Annotated in this window: 14 protein-coding genes; 9 read left to right on the top strand and 5 right to left on the bottom strand. The window is 39.4% G+C overall.

Translation table 11 applies throughout. The features are described 5' to 3' along the window. Positions 1-12 precede the first annotated feature (12 nt). From L0B18_RS11750 to L0B18_RS11740, 3 genes are all read right to left on the bottom strand, one after another. Positions 13-1,311 (bottom strand): bifunctional lysine ketoglutarate reductase /saccharopine dehydrogenase family protein, encoded by a 1,299-nt coding sequence (locus tag L0B18_RS11750; protein WP_234571973.1) that lies wholly within the window; start codon positions 1,309-1,311, stop codon positions 13-15. Positions 1,312-1,728: 417 nt separating this feature from the next. After that, a complete protein-coding gene (locus tag L0B18_RS11745) occupies positions 1,729-2,565 on the bottom strand; it encodes an inositol monophosphatase family protein (protein WP_234571972.1) in 837 nt (278 codons plus the stop codon). A gap of 197 nt (positions 2,566-2,762) precedes the next feature. Then, entirely contained in the window at positions 2,763-3,353 is a 591-nt protein-coding gene (locus L0B18_RS11740; protein WP_234571971.1) for an outer membrane beta-barrel protein, read from the bottom strand. Between the two features lie 238 nt (positions 3,354-3,591). Here L0B18_RS11740 and L0B18_RS11735 point away from each other — a divergent pair, with 238 nt between their 5' ends. Beyond that, positions 3,592-4,176, top strand: coding sequence for a hypothetical protein (locus L0B18_RS11735; protein ID WP_234571970.1), 585 nt, complete (start codon positions 3,592-3,594; stop codon positions 4,174-4,176). A gap of 78 nt (positions 4,177-4,254) precedes the next feature. Here the strand turns inward: L0B18_RS11735 and dnaG are convergent, their stop codons facing one another. After that, a complete protein-coding gene (dnaG, locus tag L0B18_RS11730; RefSeq protein WP_234571969.1) occupies positions 4,255-6,267 on the bottom strand; it encodes a DNA primase in 2,013 nt (670 codons plus the stop codon). 964 nt (positions 6,268-7,231) lie between these two features. Between dnaG and sucD the strand changes: the two genes are divergently transcribed. From sucD to L0B18_RS11705, 5 genes are all read left to right on the top strand, one after another. Next, the gene (sucD, locus tag L0B18_RS11725) at positions 7,232-8,101 is read left to right on the top strand and encodes a succinate--CoA ligase subunit alpha (protein ID WP_234571968.1); all 870 of its coding nucleotides are present in this window, start codon (positions 7,232-7,234) and stop codon (positions 8,099-8,101) included. A gap of 313 nt (positions 8,102-8,414) precedes the next feature. After that, positions 8,415-8,651 carry a DUF2281 domain-containing protein gene (locus L0B18_RS11720; RefSeq protein ID WP_234571967.1) on the top strand — a complete coding sequence of 79 codons (237 nt, stop codon included), beginning with the start codon at positions 8,415-8,417 and terminating at the stop codon, positions 8,649-8,651. A 2-nt stretch (positions 8,652-8,653) separates the two neighbouring features. Then, the gene (locus tag L0B18_RS11715) at positions 8,654-9,049 is read left to right on the top strand and encodes a type II toxin-antitoxin system VapC family toxin (protein ID WP_234571966.1); all 396 of its coding nucleotides are present in this window, start codon (positions 8,654-8,656) and stop codon (positions 9,047-9,049) included. Between the two features lie 131 nt (positions 9,050-9,180). Next, positions 9,181-10,617 carry a caspase family protein gene (locus L0B18_RS11710; protein ID WP_234571965.1) on the top strand — a complete coding sequence of 479 codons (1,437 nt, stop codon included), beginning with the start codon at positions 9,181-9,183 and terminating at the stop codon, positions 10,615-10,617. Positions 10,618-10,675: 58 nt separating this feature from the next. Continuing rightward, positions 10,676-11,401, top strand: a complete 726-nt coding sequence (locus L0B18_RS11705) for a TIGR02391 family protein (protein ID WP_234571964.1) — start codon at positions 10,676-10,678, stop codon at positions 11,399-11,401. A gap of 78 nt (positions 11,402-11,479) precedes the next feature. Here L0B18_RS11705 and L0B18_RS11700 read toward each other — a convergent pair whose 3' ends face one another. Then, a complete protein-coding gene (locus tag L0B18_RS11700; protein ID WP_234571963.1) occupies positions 11,480-11,794 on the bottom strand; it encodes a hypothetical protein in 315 nt (104 codons plus the stop codon). A gap of 120 nt (positions 11,795-11,914) precedes the next feature. Here L0B18_RS11700 and L0B18_RS11695 point away from each other — a divergent pair, with 120 nt between their 5' ends. From L0B18_RS11695 to L0B18_RS11685, 3 genes are all read left to right on the top strand, one after another. Next, positions 11,915-12,781 (top strand): hypothetical protein, encoded by an 867-nt coding sequence (locus L0B18_RS11695; RefSeq protein WP_234571962.1) that lies wholly within the window; start codon positions 11,915-11,917, stop codon positions 12,779-12,781. Further along, positions 12,774-13,277, top strand: coding sequence for a hypothetical protein (locus L0B18_RS11690; RefSeq protein ID WP_234571961.1), 504 nt, complete (start codon positions 12,774-12,776; stop codon positions 13,275-13,277). The genes L0B18_RS11695 and L0B18_RS11690 overlap by 8 nt, the downstream gene beginning before the upstream one ends. 184 nt (positions 13,278-13,461) lie before the next feature. Beyond that, positions 13,462-14,376 (top strand): AbiTii domain-containing protein, encoded by a 915-nt coding sequence (locus tag L0B18_RS11685; protein ID WP_234571960.1) that lies wholly within the window; start codon positions 13,462-13,464, stop codon positions 14,374-14,376. Position 14,377 lies beyond the last annotated feature (1 nt).

Raw genomic sequence — 14,377 nt, 5'->3', positions numbered from 1 at the left:
AATGAAGCAAAATCATTCTGCCAAACTTGATTCTAAATACTTATAATCCGGCGTGAGCTCTCCTTTATGAACGATGATTGCTTTTTTGATCTCATCAGGAAGATTTAGTTGATCCAAAGATTTTGAAAAGTCCGACTCAGCAAAATTCTTAAGATAGGGTTTTAAAGCTTCGCTGAAGTGTACGGATGCTTCTCGCGGCAATTCACTGGGCAAAATATCGACGGCCATTACTGCTACTCCCCGACCTTCAAATCCCATTTGGAAGGAATCCGTTTGAGGATTATAAACAAAAACCGGGTCCTCAATTGGAGTTGCCATCTCCGTACATTCAACAGATCCATGAATATCACAGGTAATATCTCCGATTACTTTTAGCTCCAATCGGTTGGAAGCATCCATTTTCCGAAGCCAGTTTTTGGTGATTAACCGGGGATATTTCTCATCCCAATAAATTCCATTCACAAAGACATCAATATTTGGCAGATAGTCTTCAATGGTTGAGGTATACTGATCAGGATTATTGATATAATGATGCAGGCCAAATTCAAAATCCCCATTTGGAATCATGTAATCACTGACCAGCAAATTGACTTTGATAATCACCTGATTTTTTTCGTAATCACCATTTTTCAATTGTTCCGCCGAGACAGATTTACCCGGCAAAAGATCCAGGATTTCCAAAGCTCCTTTCGATACATTTCCATCTCCGGTTACCGCAATGACGCATGGCTTGGCCGATTCCGATAATCCTGAAGTTTTTATCTCGTTGCCAATTTCAAACACATTTTCTTTTGCTTCATCCAGCGAATTGTAATGTCTTGTTTGCTGGAGTTTTGCGAACGGAGTTTCAATTCCATTTGCCAAAAGCCTTTGGCCGGTGGTCCACAGCGTATTGATCATTCCGGCAAGCCCCGCATAACGCCCGAAAAAGATCAGCCTCTGTCCTTTTTCTCCCTCAATTCGTTCATAATCGATGAGAGTCGCTTTTTTCTCCATTAATCGCCTGAGCATCGGCATGTTATAGGGCTGCCCCTTTATCACATGAGAAAAAAAGACGTAAGTTTTCCCCTCTTCAAAGTAATTCTCCGGCATCTCCTTCACTCCAAAAATCACATCACATTCTGAAAGATCATCCGCTACCACAGCTCCGGCATCTTTATACTCTTGATCTTTGAAAATCCTCTTCTCGGAATTCTCCACAAAAAATGAGAGACCTTCCTTTTCGGTGAGTTCATTTACGTGATCCGGAATGATGGGCGTTCTCCGCTCAAATTTATATTTATCTTCGTGCCGGATTCCAATTCGGTTCATAAATCTCCTTTTGAATGACTGAGTCGGTTTGATTCTCGTTCAAATTTCATTTCAATAATCCATTCCCCAACTTTTTCTTTTAGTAAAATGGTATACAAAACAAAGAAAAACAGCGGCAAATATTTGAAGGCAATCAGGAATAAATTGTCAACCGAGATAAAAAAACGAGGTACAAAAGAAATTCCAATCCAGACTATGAAACCTGCTATCCAGCCAGTTTTCTCGTACTTATACAGAACAAAAAGCATGTACAGTGAAAAAGGAATTGCTAAAACCGAAATAAGAAAAAGACTAACTATTGCCAGGTTCATGCTGAATATGAAAAGAAAGCAAATTCCTAAAATTGTGGCCGATATTGCTTTGCTGCTTAATAAATGATACAGATGTGGCAACGTTATGTATTGGGAAAACTCCATTTCATGAAGCGGAGTTTTTATGATCGAGGCTCTCCGTCACCACCTTTCTTTGTTCAGCCGGGATAAACTCCTGAATCTTATGAAGAAGATAGAAATGAACCTCTGAATTCCCGGCAACAAATCGTTCACCAAATGCCCATTTGTCGCTTCCATCCCAGTCGGTTACTGTTCCACCAGCTTCTTTAATAATCAATGCCGCAGCTGCAACATCCCAAATGTGGAGAGAATATTCATAAAACCCGTCGAAACGGCCGCTGGCAACACAACATAAATCATAAGCGGCTGAACCGGGACGCCGAATTCCCTGAACGTCTTCCATCAATTTGCGAAATAGTTTGAGATAGGAATCCACAACAGAGAGATCGTTATAGGGAAAGCCGGTCCCGATAAACGCGTGTTCATATTCAGCAGTTGATGATACATGAATCTCTTCGTCGTTCAACCATGCGCCTTCTCCGGCAATGGCCGTAAATTCTTCTTCGCGGTTTACCTCGATAACAATTCCAACTTTCGGCTCTTTGTTTTCCCACAATGCCACGGATACGCAATAAATCGGGAATCCGTTGGCAAAATTTGTTGTACCGTCAATCGGGTCAATAATCCATACGCGCGAATCGCTCATCGCATCTTCAGCGGATGATTCCTCCGCAAGAATTTCATCATCAGGGAAATGCTTCTTTATGACTTTGATAATTGCTTTTTCGGTTTCAACATCGGCATCCGTCACCAAATCGTGGAAACCTTTTTTCTTGATTTTAATGCCTTTTTCCCGAAATGATTTGATAACTCGAACACCCTCTCTTGCAGCCTGTTTTGCTACGTCCAGATCTGAGATCATTTTATACTTCTTTTTGGTTGATTCGTTAGAAATTTTAAACTCGTTATGCGAATGAAGTTAACGATAATAAATGGTTCCATTCGCACTGAAATTAACATTCAGCATTCATAAATCGTTTTCTCTGTAAGGCAGATAAAAAAAAGGTTTCCCGATTGATCACCGGAAAACCTTATAACACATTAAAAATTTCAAGTGATTTAGAAATGATAGGAAAAGCCTAATCCCAGTCTTCCCGAATTAGCAGTTTCTTCAATCTCAACAGAAATGGACCCGAATGACACTTCATTAATATTTATCCAACTGTGAGTATATCCGACCTCAAATGCAAAGTGGTTATTGACGAAATAATAAAGGCCAACCCCGGCTCCAAAACCGCCGCCACTGATTTCCGCATCCCCTTCCTCACTTTCAAATGTAGCGGCTACGCCAAGAAATGAAGCCCGTCCATAGGGACGAAAACTACTGCTGCTATCTCCAAGCCGTCCTTCCACTCCCAAATCGAAATGGGCCAGTGTATAATCATCCCCATCATCAGGACTCATGTTGGATCCGTCAAGATTAGCAAAGATGGCAAAGTTTGTACTAAAATTATATCCCGCCTTCAAGGCTATGCCTCCGCCTGTGTGTTTGTCATCAAAAAAATCGGGGATATCAAAACTGGTTCCCATCAACGAAGCTCCAAGATAGAATCCTTTATCATCCACTTCTTCGTCTGACATGTCTTGGGAATAGGCAAAGTTTGCCGTCAATAAAAATAGAATAGAGAGTGTTAAGATAGACTTATTCATTTGTTTTCTATTAGGTTATGGAATTATTTATAGTAATTCGAAGTGCTATAAATTTCAAGTTTTTATAAGTACCAGGCAGTTAAGAGAGCATTTTTTTCATCGTTTTGTTCCGGTTATAGATTTAAAATCCCGGCGGTCATTTCTTCTTCGTTTAAAAAATCACTTTAAACCCATAAGAAATTGGAACATAACATCATTTTTTTACTCTAAGATTGTGAACTTGAACTAAATTATTTTTATGAAAAAGCTATTACTATTTGCGGCGATTACACTATGTTTCGTCTCAGTAACCGAAACCGCCAAAGCTCAGGATGGTTTCTTTTCAAACGCCCAAACTCTTCAGGAAGGCACGTTTGCCATAGGGTTACAACCGGTAGCCTTAACCGAGCAGGAAGACTTCATGATGATATTCCGAGGCGCATACGGACTGACCCACGGCATCACAGGACATTTTAAAGTGGGTGCTTTCCAGGATGATGTTTATATCGGCGGCCACCTTGAATTTAACCTGGTATCGGAACCCAATTCCGATCTTTCTGCGGCACTACTTGCCGGTGTTTACAGTCAGTATGACACAGGGCTGAAATTCGGATTAAATATCAGTAAAGATTTTCATCCCATCAGCTTATACGGCGGACTCAACTACCAACCGGTATTCATTTCTGAAGATGTGACTTCGAATGCATTTTTACTGCCGATTGGCATTGACTACCACATTGAAAATGCCCCGGTTGATTTAATGCTGGAAGGTGACATCCCCTTAAATGATGATGCGGAATATCTGGAAGCCGTAACATTTGGGGCACGTATTTATGTGAACTAACCACATTTATTACCCATCACACCAAACCCACAGAGTATTTTAGAGATGATACCTGTGGGTTTTTATTTTTGATGAAAATCAGCCGGAATTTCTCTCTATGCTGTTTTTCATCTTGTACTCAAACGTCTCACTTCCCTTCATCTTTTCGTCATTCAGGAAGTCGGGGTTGTCAAAAAGATCGTCAGCCGTTGTTTTTTTTATTCGTGTGATTTCCTTCTGAAGCTTGCTCAACATGCTCATCATCTTCTCTTTTTCTTCAGTGGAAGCATTCGCAATTTTTCTTGAAATCTCTTCTTTACGCCGTTCACAGTAATAAAGCCTCAATGGCTTCATGGCAGATTTTGCCGACAAAATCGGGTTTTTGTCTTTTTTGAATTCACTGCCCGTACGCTTGGCAAACTTCTCGCTGATGGTATGCCGGTCCACTAAAATATCTCCCAATAACGCAGGATACGGGCTCTCGCGATTCATGTAATGATCCACGCTGATGTCTTCTCCATCCACATGCCGTTTCATGATGTCACTGAAAAAAGTTCGCACCTGTTCATCTTCAAAATGATCCTCCCCGATGTTGTGCCCGATAAATCGCCGCATATTTTCTCCGAATTGAAGCAACAGTCGAATAATTTCCAATTCATAATGGGGACGTTTTCGAGTTCGAACTTCTTTTTGATCCGCCGGGTGACTTGGTTGTTCATCCTGCATCGGAACCGATGATTCTGCATTTCGTTGTCGCGAGAAATCTTCTCTTCTCTTTTCAAATCGCTGCTGCTTTTGCCGTTCACTCAGAATCAGGTCAAGCTGTTGAAAAAGCTCGCGATCCGATCCCTTTCGGTACACCTGTGTTTTTTGATGGAGATGCTGAACGTACACCTGACGATCCAATTCTTCCGGAATTCGTGCGATGCTATCTAAAATTTGTTTGATGACAGATGATCGGTCCCCGGGACTTTCCATTCGTCCGGCATTTTCCGCTTTGTGAATGGTAAAGGTGATAAAATCTTCAGCATGCTCTTTCTTGAAATCGTTGAACGATTCTTTCCCGTACTGCTTCACAAACGAATCGGGATCTTCACCTTCGGGCAGTTCCATCAGCTTCACTTCCATTCCCTGCTCCAACGCAATATTCATTCCGCGTTCCATCGCGGTTTGTCCGGCGTTATCCGCATCATAAATCATGACGATACGATTTCCATACCGCTGTAAAATCTTAATCTGTCCGGAGGTCAGCGATGTACCGCTCGATGCCACCACATTTTTGATTCCCTTTTGATGCATCGTAATGACGTCCGTGTAACCTTCCACCAGGATCACCTCTTCCTCTTTGCGAATGTCATTTCTCGCAAAATTAACACCGTAAACAACCTCACTTTTGTTGTAGACAATGGTTTGGGAGGAGTTGATATACTTCGCCGTCTTCTTATTCTCATTCAGAATTCGTCCGGCAAACGCAATCAGTTTTCCTGATGGATTGAAGATTGGAAACATCAGCCGGTCGCGAAACGAATCAAAGTAACCGTCGCCTCGGTTGCTAGGTTTGATCAGATCGGCTTCAAGCAGATACTCCTCTTCGATTCCCTCTTTTTGAGCTTCCTTCAAAAGAGCGGATCCGCTGGGTGCATATCCCAATCCGAAATTCTTCCAGATTTTCATGGGATATCCGCGGCCGTCGAGATAGGAACGGGCTTTCTCTGCTTCGGGAGATTCCAGCAACTGGCGATGATAAAACAGTCCGGCAAACTTCAATGCATGAAGCACTCCCTCCCGCTTTTTGGTTTCCTGGCTGTCTTCCTCGGAATGATCCTCCGGAATATCAATTCCGTACCGTTCGGCGAGTGTTCGGAGCGTTTCCGGAAATCCGATGCCTTCCATTTCCATCACAAAGTTGAAAACATCGCCGCTTTCGCCGCACCCAAAACATTTGTAGATACCGAGACGAGGCGTCACATGAAACGAAGGCGTATTCTCATCATGAAACGGACACAGCCCCACAAATCCGCCGCCCGATTTCTTAAGCTTCACATAATCGCCGACCACATCCACGATGTCCGCCGCCGCACGAATTTCCTCTTTTTTATCGTCTGATATCATAGTGAAATGATAGGGAAATTTGGGGGCTAGATAAAACGAATATTGAATATCGAACAAGGATTTACGAATGACGAAATAAGAGTTCCCCTTGGAAGGGGGAATTGAGGGGAATGGCCCGCGAGGAGTGATTGAAGAATGCAGATTGCAGGTTTCAGAATACAGAAGTGTGTTTATGGCAAGCAACTACTTCGGCCTTGATGGATGGAGGAGTCGCATGAGAAGCATAACAGCACGTGAGAAATCGCAACACCGGCTCACGAAGTGAGACATTCGTGTTGTGTACACGTGCCGGTGCTCCGATTGCCCGGAAGCCATCACAGCCGTGAGTTTTTCGTTCTTTTGGCGGCCCAAAAGGACAAGAGAAATATGAAGGTTATTATTTATATCACTGTTTTACCTTGTCAATATTCATCTGAGTTTTACCCAAGTTAGGGATCGTACCTTTTTTATCTGAAAAAAGGTACCCAAAAAGCACATCGGGAATAGAGATAACCACGTTCTATGTTTTCAATGGGATTACGAGATTTCAGTTCTTGCGTACCTCTCGGATTATCCTTCCCGCTATTCCCGCGGAAGCCTGAATCACGATTTCAAGCTTCAAACCATTCGGCCTTGAAGAAAAAACGGAAACAAGGGGAATTGGCGAAGCATAGAGGGCAGCCTTCGTTACCGGTGATAAACCAAAATCTAACTCTAAGCGCTATGGACCATTCGCCGCGTCCCGAACCGTCGGGGAAGGTTGCCATGCTGAGCTAACACCCACCGTTTTTTCTTCACAGCCGTGAGTTTTTGCTTACTTTTGACGATTCAAAAGTAAGAGGGCAAAACATCTGTAATTAGAATCAGCGTATAATCTTGTTAAATGGCTTACTCAACAACCTATTACTTTGGCAATGATTCCCAATGATGGTATATTCAGACCGAATCAATAAAACCCGAAAAAACAAACGAATTAACCTGTTTCATGAGTGTATTAGTTGGTAATGAAACCCGCCTGATTGTACAAGGCTTTACCGGTAGCGAGGGAACGTTCCATGCCGGCCAGATGATCGAATACGGAACGAATGTAGTTGGCGGTGTAACGCCCGGAAAAGGCGGACAAACCCATCTCGAGAAACCCGTTTTTAACACGGTTTCCGATGCTGTTAAAGAAGAGGAAGCGAATACATCGGTTATTTTTGTACCGCCTCCGTTTGCGGCCGATGCCATTATTGAAGCCGCTGTGTCCGGCATCAAAGTGATTATCTGTATTACCGAGGGAATTCCCGTTCAGGATATGGTGAAAGCGAAGCAGATTTGCAAGAATCACGGAGCTACATTGGTTGGCCCGAACTGCCCCGGCGTGATTACTCCCGGCGAGGCAAAAGTCGGCATTATGCCCGGCATGATTTTTACGCCCGGAAGTGTTGGACTAATCTCCCGTTCCGGAACGCTGACCTACGAAGCGGTTGACCAGCTGACCAAAGCCGGACTCGGACAAAGTACCGCGATCGGAATTGGCGGTGACCCCGTGATTGGAACCACCCACACCGATGCCGTAAAACTGTTCCAGGACGATCCCGACACCGAAGCGATTGTGCTGATTGGTGAAATTGGCGGATCTGCCGAGGAAGAAGCCGCGGCTTACATTAAAGAAAATGTGGACAAACCGGTTGTAGCATTTATTGCCGGAAGCACCGCCCCTCCCGGCCGACGAATGGGCCACGCAGGCGCCATCATCTCCGGCGGAAAAGGTACTGCCGCAGATAAGAAACAAGCCTTAAAAGATGCCGGCGTAACCGTAGCCGAAAGCCCCGCCGAAATTGGCATTACACTAAAAGAGTTATTGGGATAGATTCCTGACTCAACTGAAATTCAAAAAGCCATCCGGGTTTGTTCCTGGATGGCTTTTTTTGTTTGTTGAAAATTTAATCAATCATATTATGCAACATTCATGCATGCATAAATTTGCATAACATTGAAAAAACTTCCTCTTACTTGGTTTTTTTGAGGGTTTAAAATATTATGCGTCATATTCGAACGGATTGTGAAATCCGCTTAATTATATGTTATACCCAAGGAGAAATTTCATGTAGGTTGAAACAGCCCGAACAATTTTTTCTCATCTTTAGCATTCATTTATTAGATTACACATAAACATTTTTACTATGAGTGAATCAACGGTTTCAAAAAAAATTAAAAAGCTACCTCCTGAGGCAAAACAGCAAGCCCAGGATTTTGTGGATTTTCTTTATGAGCGATATGTAAAGGATGAGACAAAAAAATCAACAAAGAAAAGCATTTTAGAGAGTTCGTTTTTTGGTATGTGGAAAGATCGGGAAGATATGCAGGATAGCACTGCATGGGTCAGGAAGGTTCGCAAATCACAGTGGTCTAATCCATAAACATGGCTGCCGGATTGTTGCTTATCGACACTGACGTTCTTATTGATTACAGTCGTGGAGTTGAAAAAACGAAAGGATTCCTGAAAAATCTTGAGGCTGATCACATACTAGCAATTAGTGTAGTTACTCAGCTTGAACTGATGGTGGGCTGTGAGAATAAGACCGATTTGAAATCCCTTCAAAAATTCTTGACCAATTTTGAGATTATTCAATTAAGTAAATCAACTTCGGAGATTGCTGTTGATCTTTTTAAAAAATATCGTTTGAGTCATGGTGTACTGATTCCGGATATGTTGATTGCATCTACAGCCTTGACCCTCGAAATCCCTTTACTATCCAAAAACCGGAAAGATTTTCGGTTTATTAAGAAGCTGGAATTAATTGAATACACAGTTTAATCGCTGTATTTGGTATAACAAGGGCATCATGCAGTCGAGTTAGCTGTTGGTTGCTTAACTTTTGTGTTGGTCGCCTCGCTGCATATGCCCAAGGCCGTTATGGCCCTTAATAAATATTTAATCCATCTCTTGTGAAAACACTAGCATTAGTAATAGGTAATAATGACTATGAAGCATCTGCAAAACTTACAAATGCAGTAAATGATGCAAACGCAATTGCTGAAATATTTACCAAGCTTCAATATGACGTGATTTTAAAAACTAACTGTAAATCTGAACAGTATTCTGAAATTTTGGAAGAGTTTGAAAATAAAATTATTGATTACGATGCATCAATATTTTATTTCGCTGGACATGGTTTAGAAATTGATGGGGAAAACTATTTAGCTGCAATTGATTCTCAATTATTAAGCACTAACAGTAAACATTACTTTTCTAGAACTTGTATCAGATTAAATGAAATTCTCGACATCCTTAAAAAGCATACCGATAAAGTAAATATAGTTATAATGGATGCTTGTAGAAAAAGCTTTGATAGAAGTGGAAACATCGGATTTTCTCCTATTCAAGCACCTAGAGGAACTCTTCTTGCTTTTTCAACCTCTCCAAATGAAGGCGCAAGTGATATTGGTTTTGAAGGAAACAGCATATATACAGGATCTCTATTGAGATATTTAGGACGAGAAGGCATTTTCGTTGAAGAGTTATTTAAAAAAGTCAGGAAAACAGTTTTTAATCTAAGCGGAGGTAGACAAACCTCTTGGGAGCATACTTCACTTATTGGTGACTTTTATTTTAACACTGGGCAATTGGTGTATTCTCAAACTATTCCTTATGACGAGAAGGTTGTTAAAGACTCACTATACGAACCAGCAGGAAAGTTTGGTGAATTAATCATGAAGGTTAAATCATATGATTGGGATATTCAAAACCCAGCAATACAACAATTATTAAATATCTCATGTGACAGCTTAAATAAAAATGAAAAATTTCTTTTGGGCAGAAACCTATTACAAGCAAGTGGGGCTGCGTTTAAAGCTGTAGAATTTATGGAAAACATTAACCTCAATATTGGTAAGTACAATGAGAACCATGAAAACCACGTATTGAATGGAATTTTATTTGAGATTTATTTTGATTCAAAAGGCCTGTTCAGATTTGATAGAACTAAAAAACATTGTTTAGAAAATGTACTTCAACTAAGAAAAATAACCGAGTACAGAAAGTCATTTGAATTTATCCAAAACCTGCTTTCTGAACAGAATTATGAACTAATCTACATACCATCTGAAAATGATGAATATTGTGATGTAGATGTAAGTGCCTCAAAGACAACCAGAAAATCACGTGTTTCAGGAGACACTGAGGTTCAAGTTATTGAAGAAATAACATACAACTCAATCGATATAACAGACAAAATTGAAAAATATGGAGTTTATCGAAGTGATAAGGAAAAATTAACCAAGACTATTGCTGATTTTTTAACAGCTCCTGAAAGTTTAGTCCAAATTCATTCAAATTTAGAATTAACAAATTGTGAAACTAAAGAAGAAGAAGTTTCTTTTTGAAAAGATATTTGTCAGCTACAATATCTTATGATCCTACTTAAAAACATTAGTAGAATTTATGTCATATAAAGCAATAGCGGTGCAAATTGGAGACATTCTCAAATGGGATGTTCCAATAAACACAATCAATAGAAATGCTACAGCAACTTTCAATTTCGAATGCCAAAATTTTACCAACGATGCTATAACTTCAGAAAGAGCTCAAACGATATATAACTGGATCCTCTCTCTCGCCACAAGGCAAATGAATAATGATGAAAGAGATGAGCTATTAGCCCAGTTTTGTAGCAATATCACTCCAGAAGAGCATAAAGATGAAATTAACCAGATTCTGCTTGATAATGGGATTGCTCCAAACGTAGTTAATAGAGAGCTATATGAAGCATTTGTATCTAGAAATTTCCACCCATCTATATATCAGCATTCAAGAGATTTATTTATTCAAGGGAATTTTTTCCACGCAGTTTTTGAAGCTGCGAAGGCATACAATTACGATGTGAAGAATAAATCACAAAGTGAAGATGATGGACAAACATTAATGATGAATGTTTGGGGATGTGATGGGGTCCTTAAAATAACTCCCTGCGAAACTGAAACTGATCGAAATGTTCAAGATGGTGTTAAATTTCTTTCATCTGGTTTAATGAGAGCTATTCGTAATCCTACAGCACATGAGCCAGCTATTCTTTGGCCGATTTCTCAACAAGATTGTTTGGACATACTAAGCTTTATCTCATTTCTATTAAGAAATCTTGACAATGCTCAGTATTACCACGGGCCATAACAAGCGTTACAAGCGGACTCGAATGCGATACGGGTCCTTAATTCTAAATCCCAGGCTCGCCGCTTAAACGCCGGGTCGTTATGTGTATTTTTTTAGACCTTGTTCAAGTTTTTCCAATTGCGCCCTTGTCCTTACAGCTGGATGAGGTAAATATTTTGCGTTAATACCTTGACGAAGGCATTCATCGTGAGACCTCCTTCCAAGGGCAATTACTACATCATAATTATTCGCAAAAGCCAAGTCTCTTTCTTTAATTTCACCATCAAATTGAAAAGCATTCTCAATTGTACAATCAAGAGAAATTTTATCAATAATATTCCTAAGCCTTCTTCCAGAAACAGTACTTTTCGGGAAGGGTTTACCAAGTCCTTTATCGTGTTCTCCGAGAATCAAAATACACATAACAATCAATTCAAGCGGACGGCAAAGCCGTCCTGGTTATCGTTTCTATTTAATAAACGCCGCCGCTTAATTGCTGCAACGTTATAGGGCTTAACCAGCAAAGACTGAAATATGAATAAAGGGTACAAGATTGATAGTGAATTATCTGAATCACAAATAGAAGCAGATGTTGCATCATACTTAGGTTATATAACTCCTTTTTGGTCTAACAGATTTCAACTAATCGCTATTGATGAACAGTTGTCTGGTGCTGATAAACTTTTCAATAGATTTGTACCACTTTATCTCCAATTCAAAGTATCTGAAGGTTTGAAACCTTTAAAATTTAACTTTCATCTAACAAGCCCAAACAGACCACTACAAAAAATAAGAAAGTTCAGACGAGATAATTCTCTTAGTGATAATCCAATCTTGTACTTCAAACTTAGAGACTTAGCAAAAAATGCAAAAGACTTTCAACATAACATATTGAAGTCAATGCATGATCCACCAAAACAGTATGGACTTTATGTTGCTCCTTTATCACTAACCAGTGAGGATTATAATGAGTCATTAAATTCGTCACTTTTAAGAAGATTATTTCTCATTGACCCTTTCTTCCACAAAGAATTAAGGTATTACCATAATTCTTTTCGACAAGAATTTAAAATACTACCATTCTTAAGGGGACATATATCTATATCACCCCATGAAAAAGTACAATCTTCCAATCATTACTATGCATATTCAAAACTGGGAAGTGATGTTAGTTGGCACAGTGGATCAATAATGGATGGAGATTTCAGGTTGTCATATAAAATTTCTCAAATTTATGAGCAATTTTATGACAATTTAGAAATGGGTTATAGTTCAAATGAATATCAAAATTTTATTAACGAATTTATGGGATCGAATGACTACAACGTGTCATCTTTTTCTAGTTACTTAAAGGAAAACTTCAACATTAGATTGTTATTTCTTGGACACACATATGAGTGAAAAAGAGTTGCTTAATCAATTTGAAACCTGTGATAGGATTTTAAAATTTACACTTGAATATCCAGAAAAGTGGCATAATCCGATTGAAATTAGAGATAAGTTTTTGAGTTCAGTAGCAATCGAAAAAGTAAAATACTTATTCGATTATATGGCATATAACCAACAACCTGAACCAGCGACATTTCAAAGAAATATCCATCTTGATTGTTGGGAAATTAAAAAAAATGAATTCACAGAAGAATTTTTGGAATCAGGAGGCTTTACAAAGGAATACCAACTGCAATTAAAAGAACTTGAGGAAGAAGCACAGATAAAAGAATTAGAAAAACAGAAATTAAAACTAGAAACTGAAAATCTAGAGTATCAAAAAACCATACGTGAACAAGAACAAAGAATTAGAAATTTAACAGAGCAAAACTCTTTTATATATATCCCTTATAAAAAACTATTGGTGGCTAATAGCCTTTTCAGTTGGTCTCGGTTATGCTTTGGGTAAAATTATAAATTCATTTTAAAAGAAACGCCCTATAACAATGCGTTTTAAATCGGACGCGGACGGGTACGATGGAACTTGATTGCCAGAAATTAATTTCGCTACTTCAAAGAAATCATAATCCCCGCGTCGTTTAAACGCTGGGTCGTTAGGCAACTTTGATGCATCATTAAATTCAGATACAACAATGAAAATAATAAAAGAGTTACGTAACGATATAGTCGATTCAGAGACTAAACTTTCAAGTGCTCTTCGTAAAGCAAAGGTATTAGCATCTATTTTGCAGGATAAGGAGTTTAAGGAATGGGTAGATAATGAATTGAATGGGTATGACGAAGATGCAGAGTTACCCTCCTATAGAATAATTAAAAGCCAAAATTTTGGGACTTTTTCTGGTCCATTTGGTAGTGGTGCTAAAAATGTGGGAGTACCAATTTGGAAAATGCCAGAAAACTTTCAGAAAATGTGGAATGAATCCAGATTTATAAATGGGATAAGAGAATTAGAGTCTTTAGTTGAGGGTAGTGATCAAACAACTTTAGTAAGACGTTGGCCCGCTGAAGCTGTAGTTCTCTGGAATATGGAATATGAAGATGCATCAGATTATGCTTTGGTAGGCGCCCAATCAGAATTATCAAAATCTTCTGTCGAAGCAATAATTGATACTACAAGAAATAAGTTGTTAGACTTTATACTTGAATTGAGTGAAGTCGACCCTAATATAATGTCCTCTGAAGAGGCAATTTCTGATCTACCTAAAGAACAAGTTAAAAATATATTCAACTATACAATCTATGGCAGTAATAACATAGTTGCTGGGGGGCAAAAGGTTAATCAAACTGTACATCAAAACATCAAAGAGAACGATTTAAAGTCGTTGGCTAATTTTTTAAAAGGAATTGGTATTACTGATAGTGATATAGAGACACTGAAAGTCGCCATAGATGAAGATGGAAATGTAAAAAAAGATTTTGGCGAAAAAGTAAAATCCTGGATCGGGAACATGATGGTTAAGGCATCAAAAGGAACTTGGAAAGTAGCCCTTGAAACAGCTCCAAAATTATTGACGGGTGCACTATCAAATTATTATGGTATAGAGTAGC

Source organism: Rhodohalobacter sp. 614A (assembly GCF_021462415.1).
Classification (GTDB): domain Bacteria; phylum Bacteroidota; class Rhodothermia; order Balneolales; family Balneolaceae; genus Rhodohalobacter.
The sequence above is the reverse complement of the archived record's forward strand: the minus strand, read 5'-3'. Positions and strand labels throughout refer to the sequence as shown.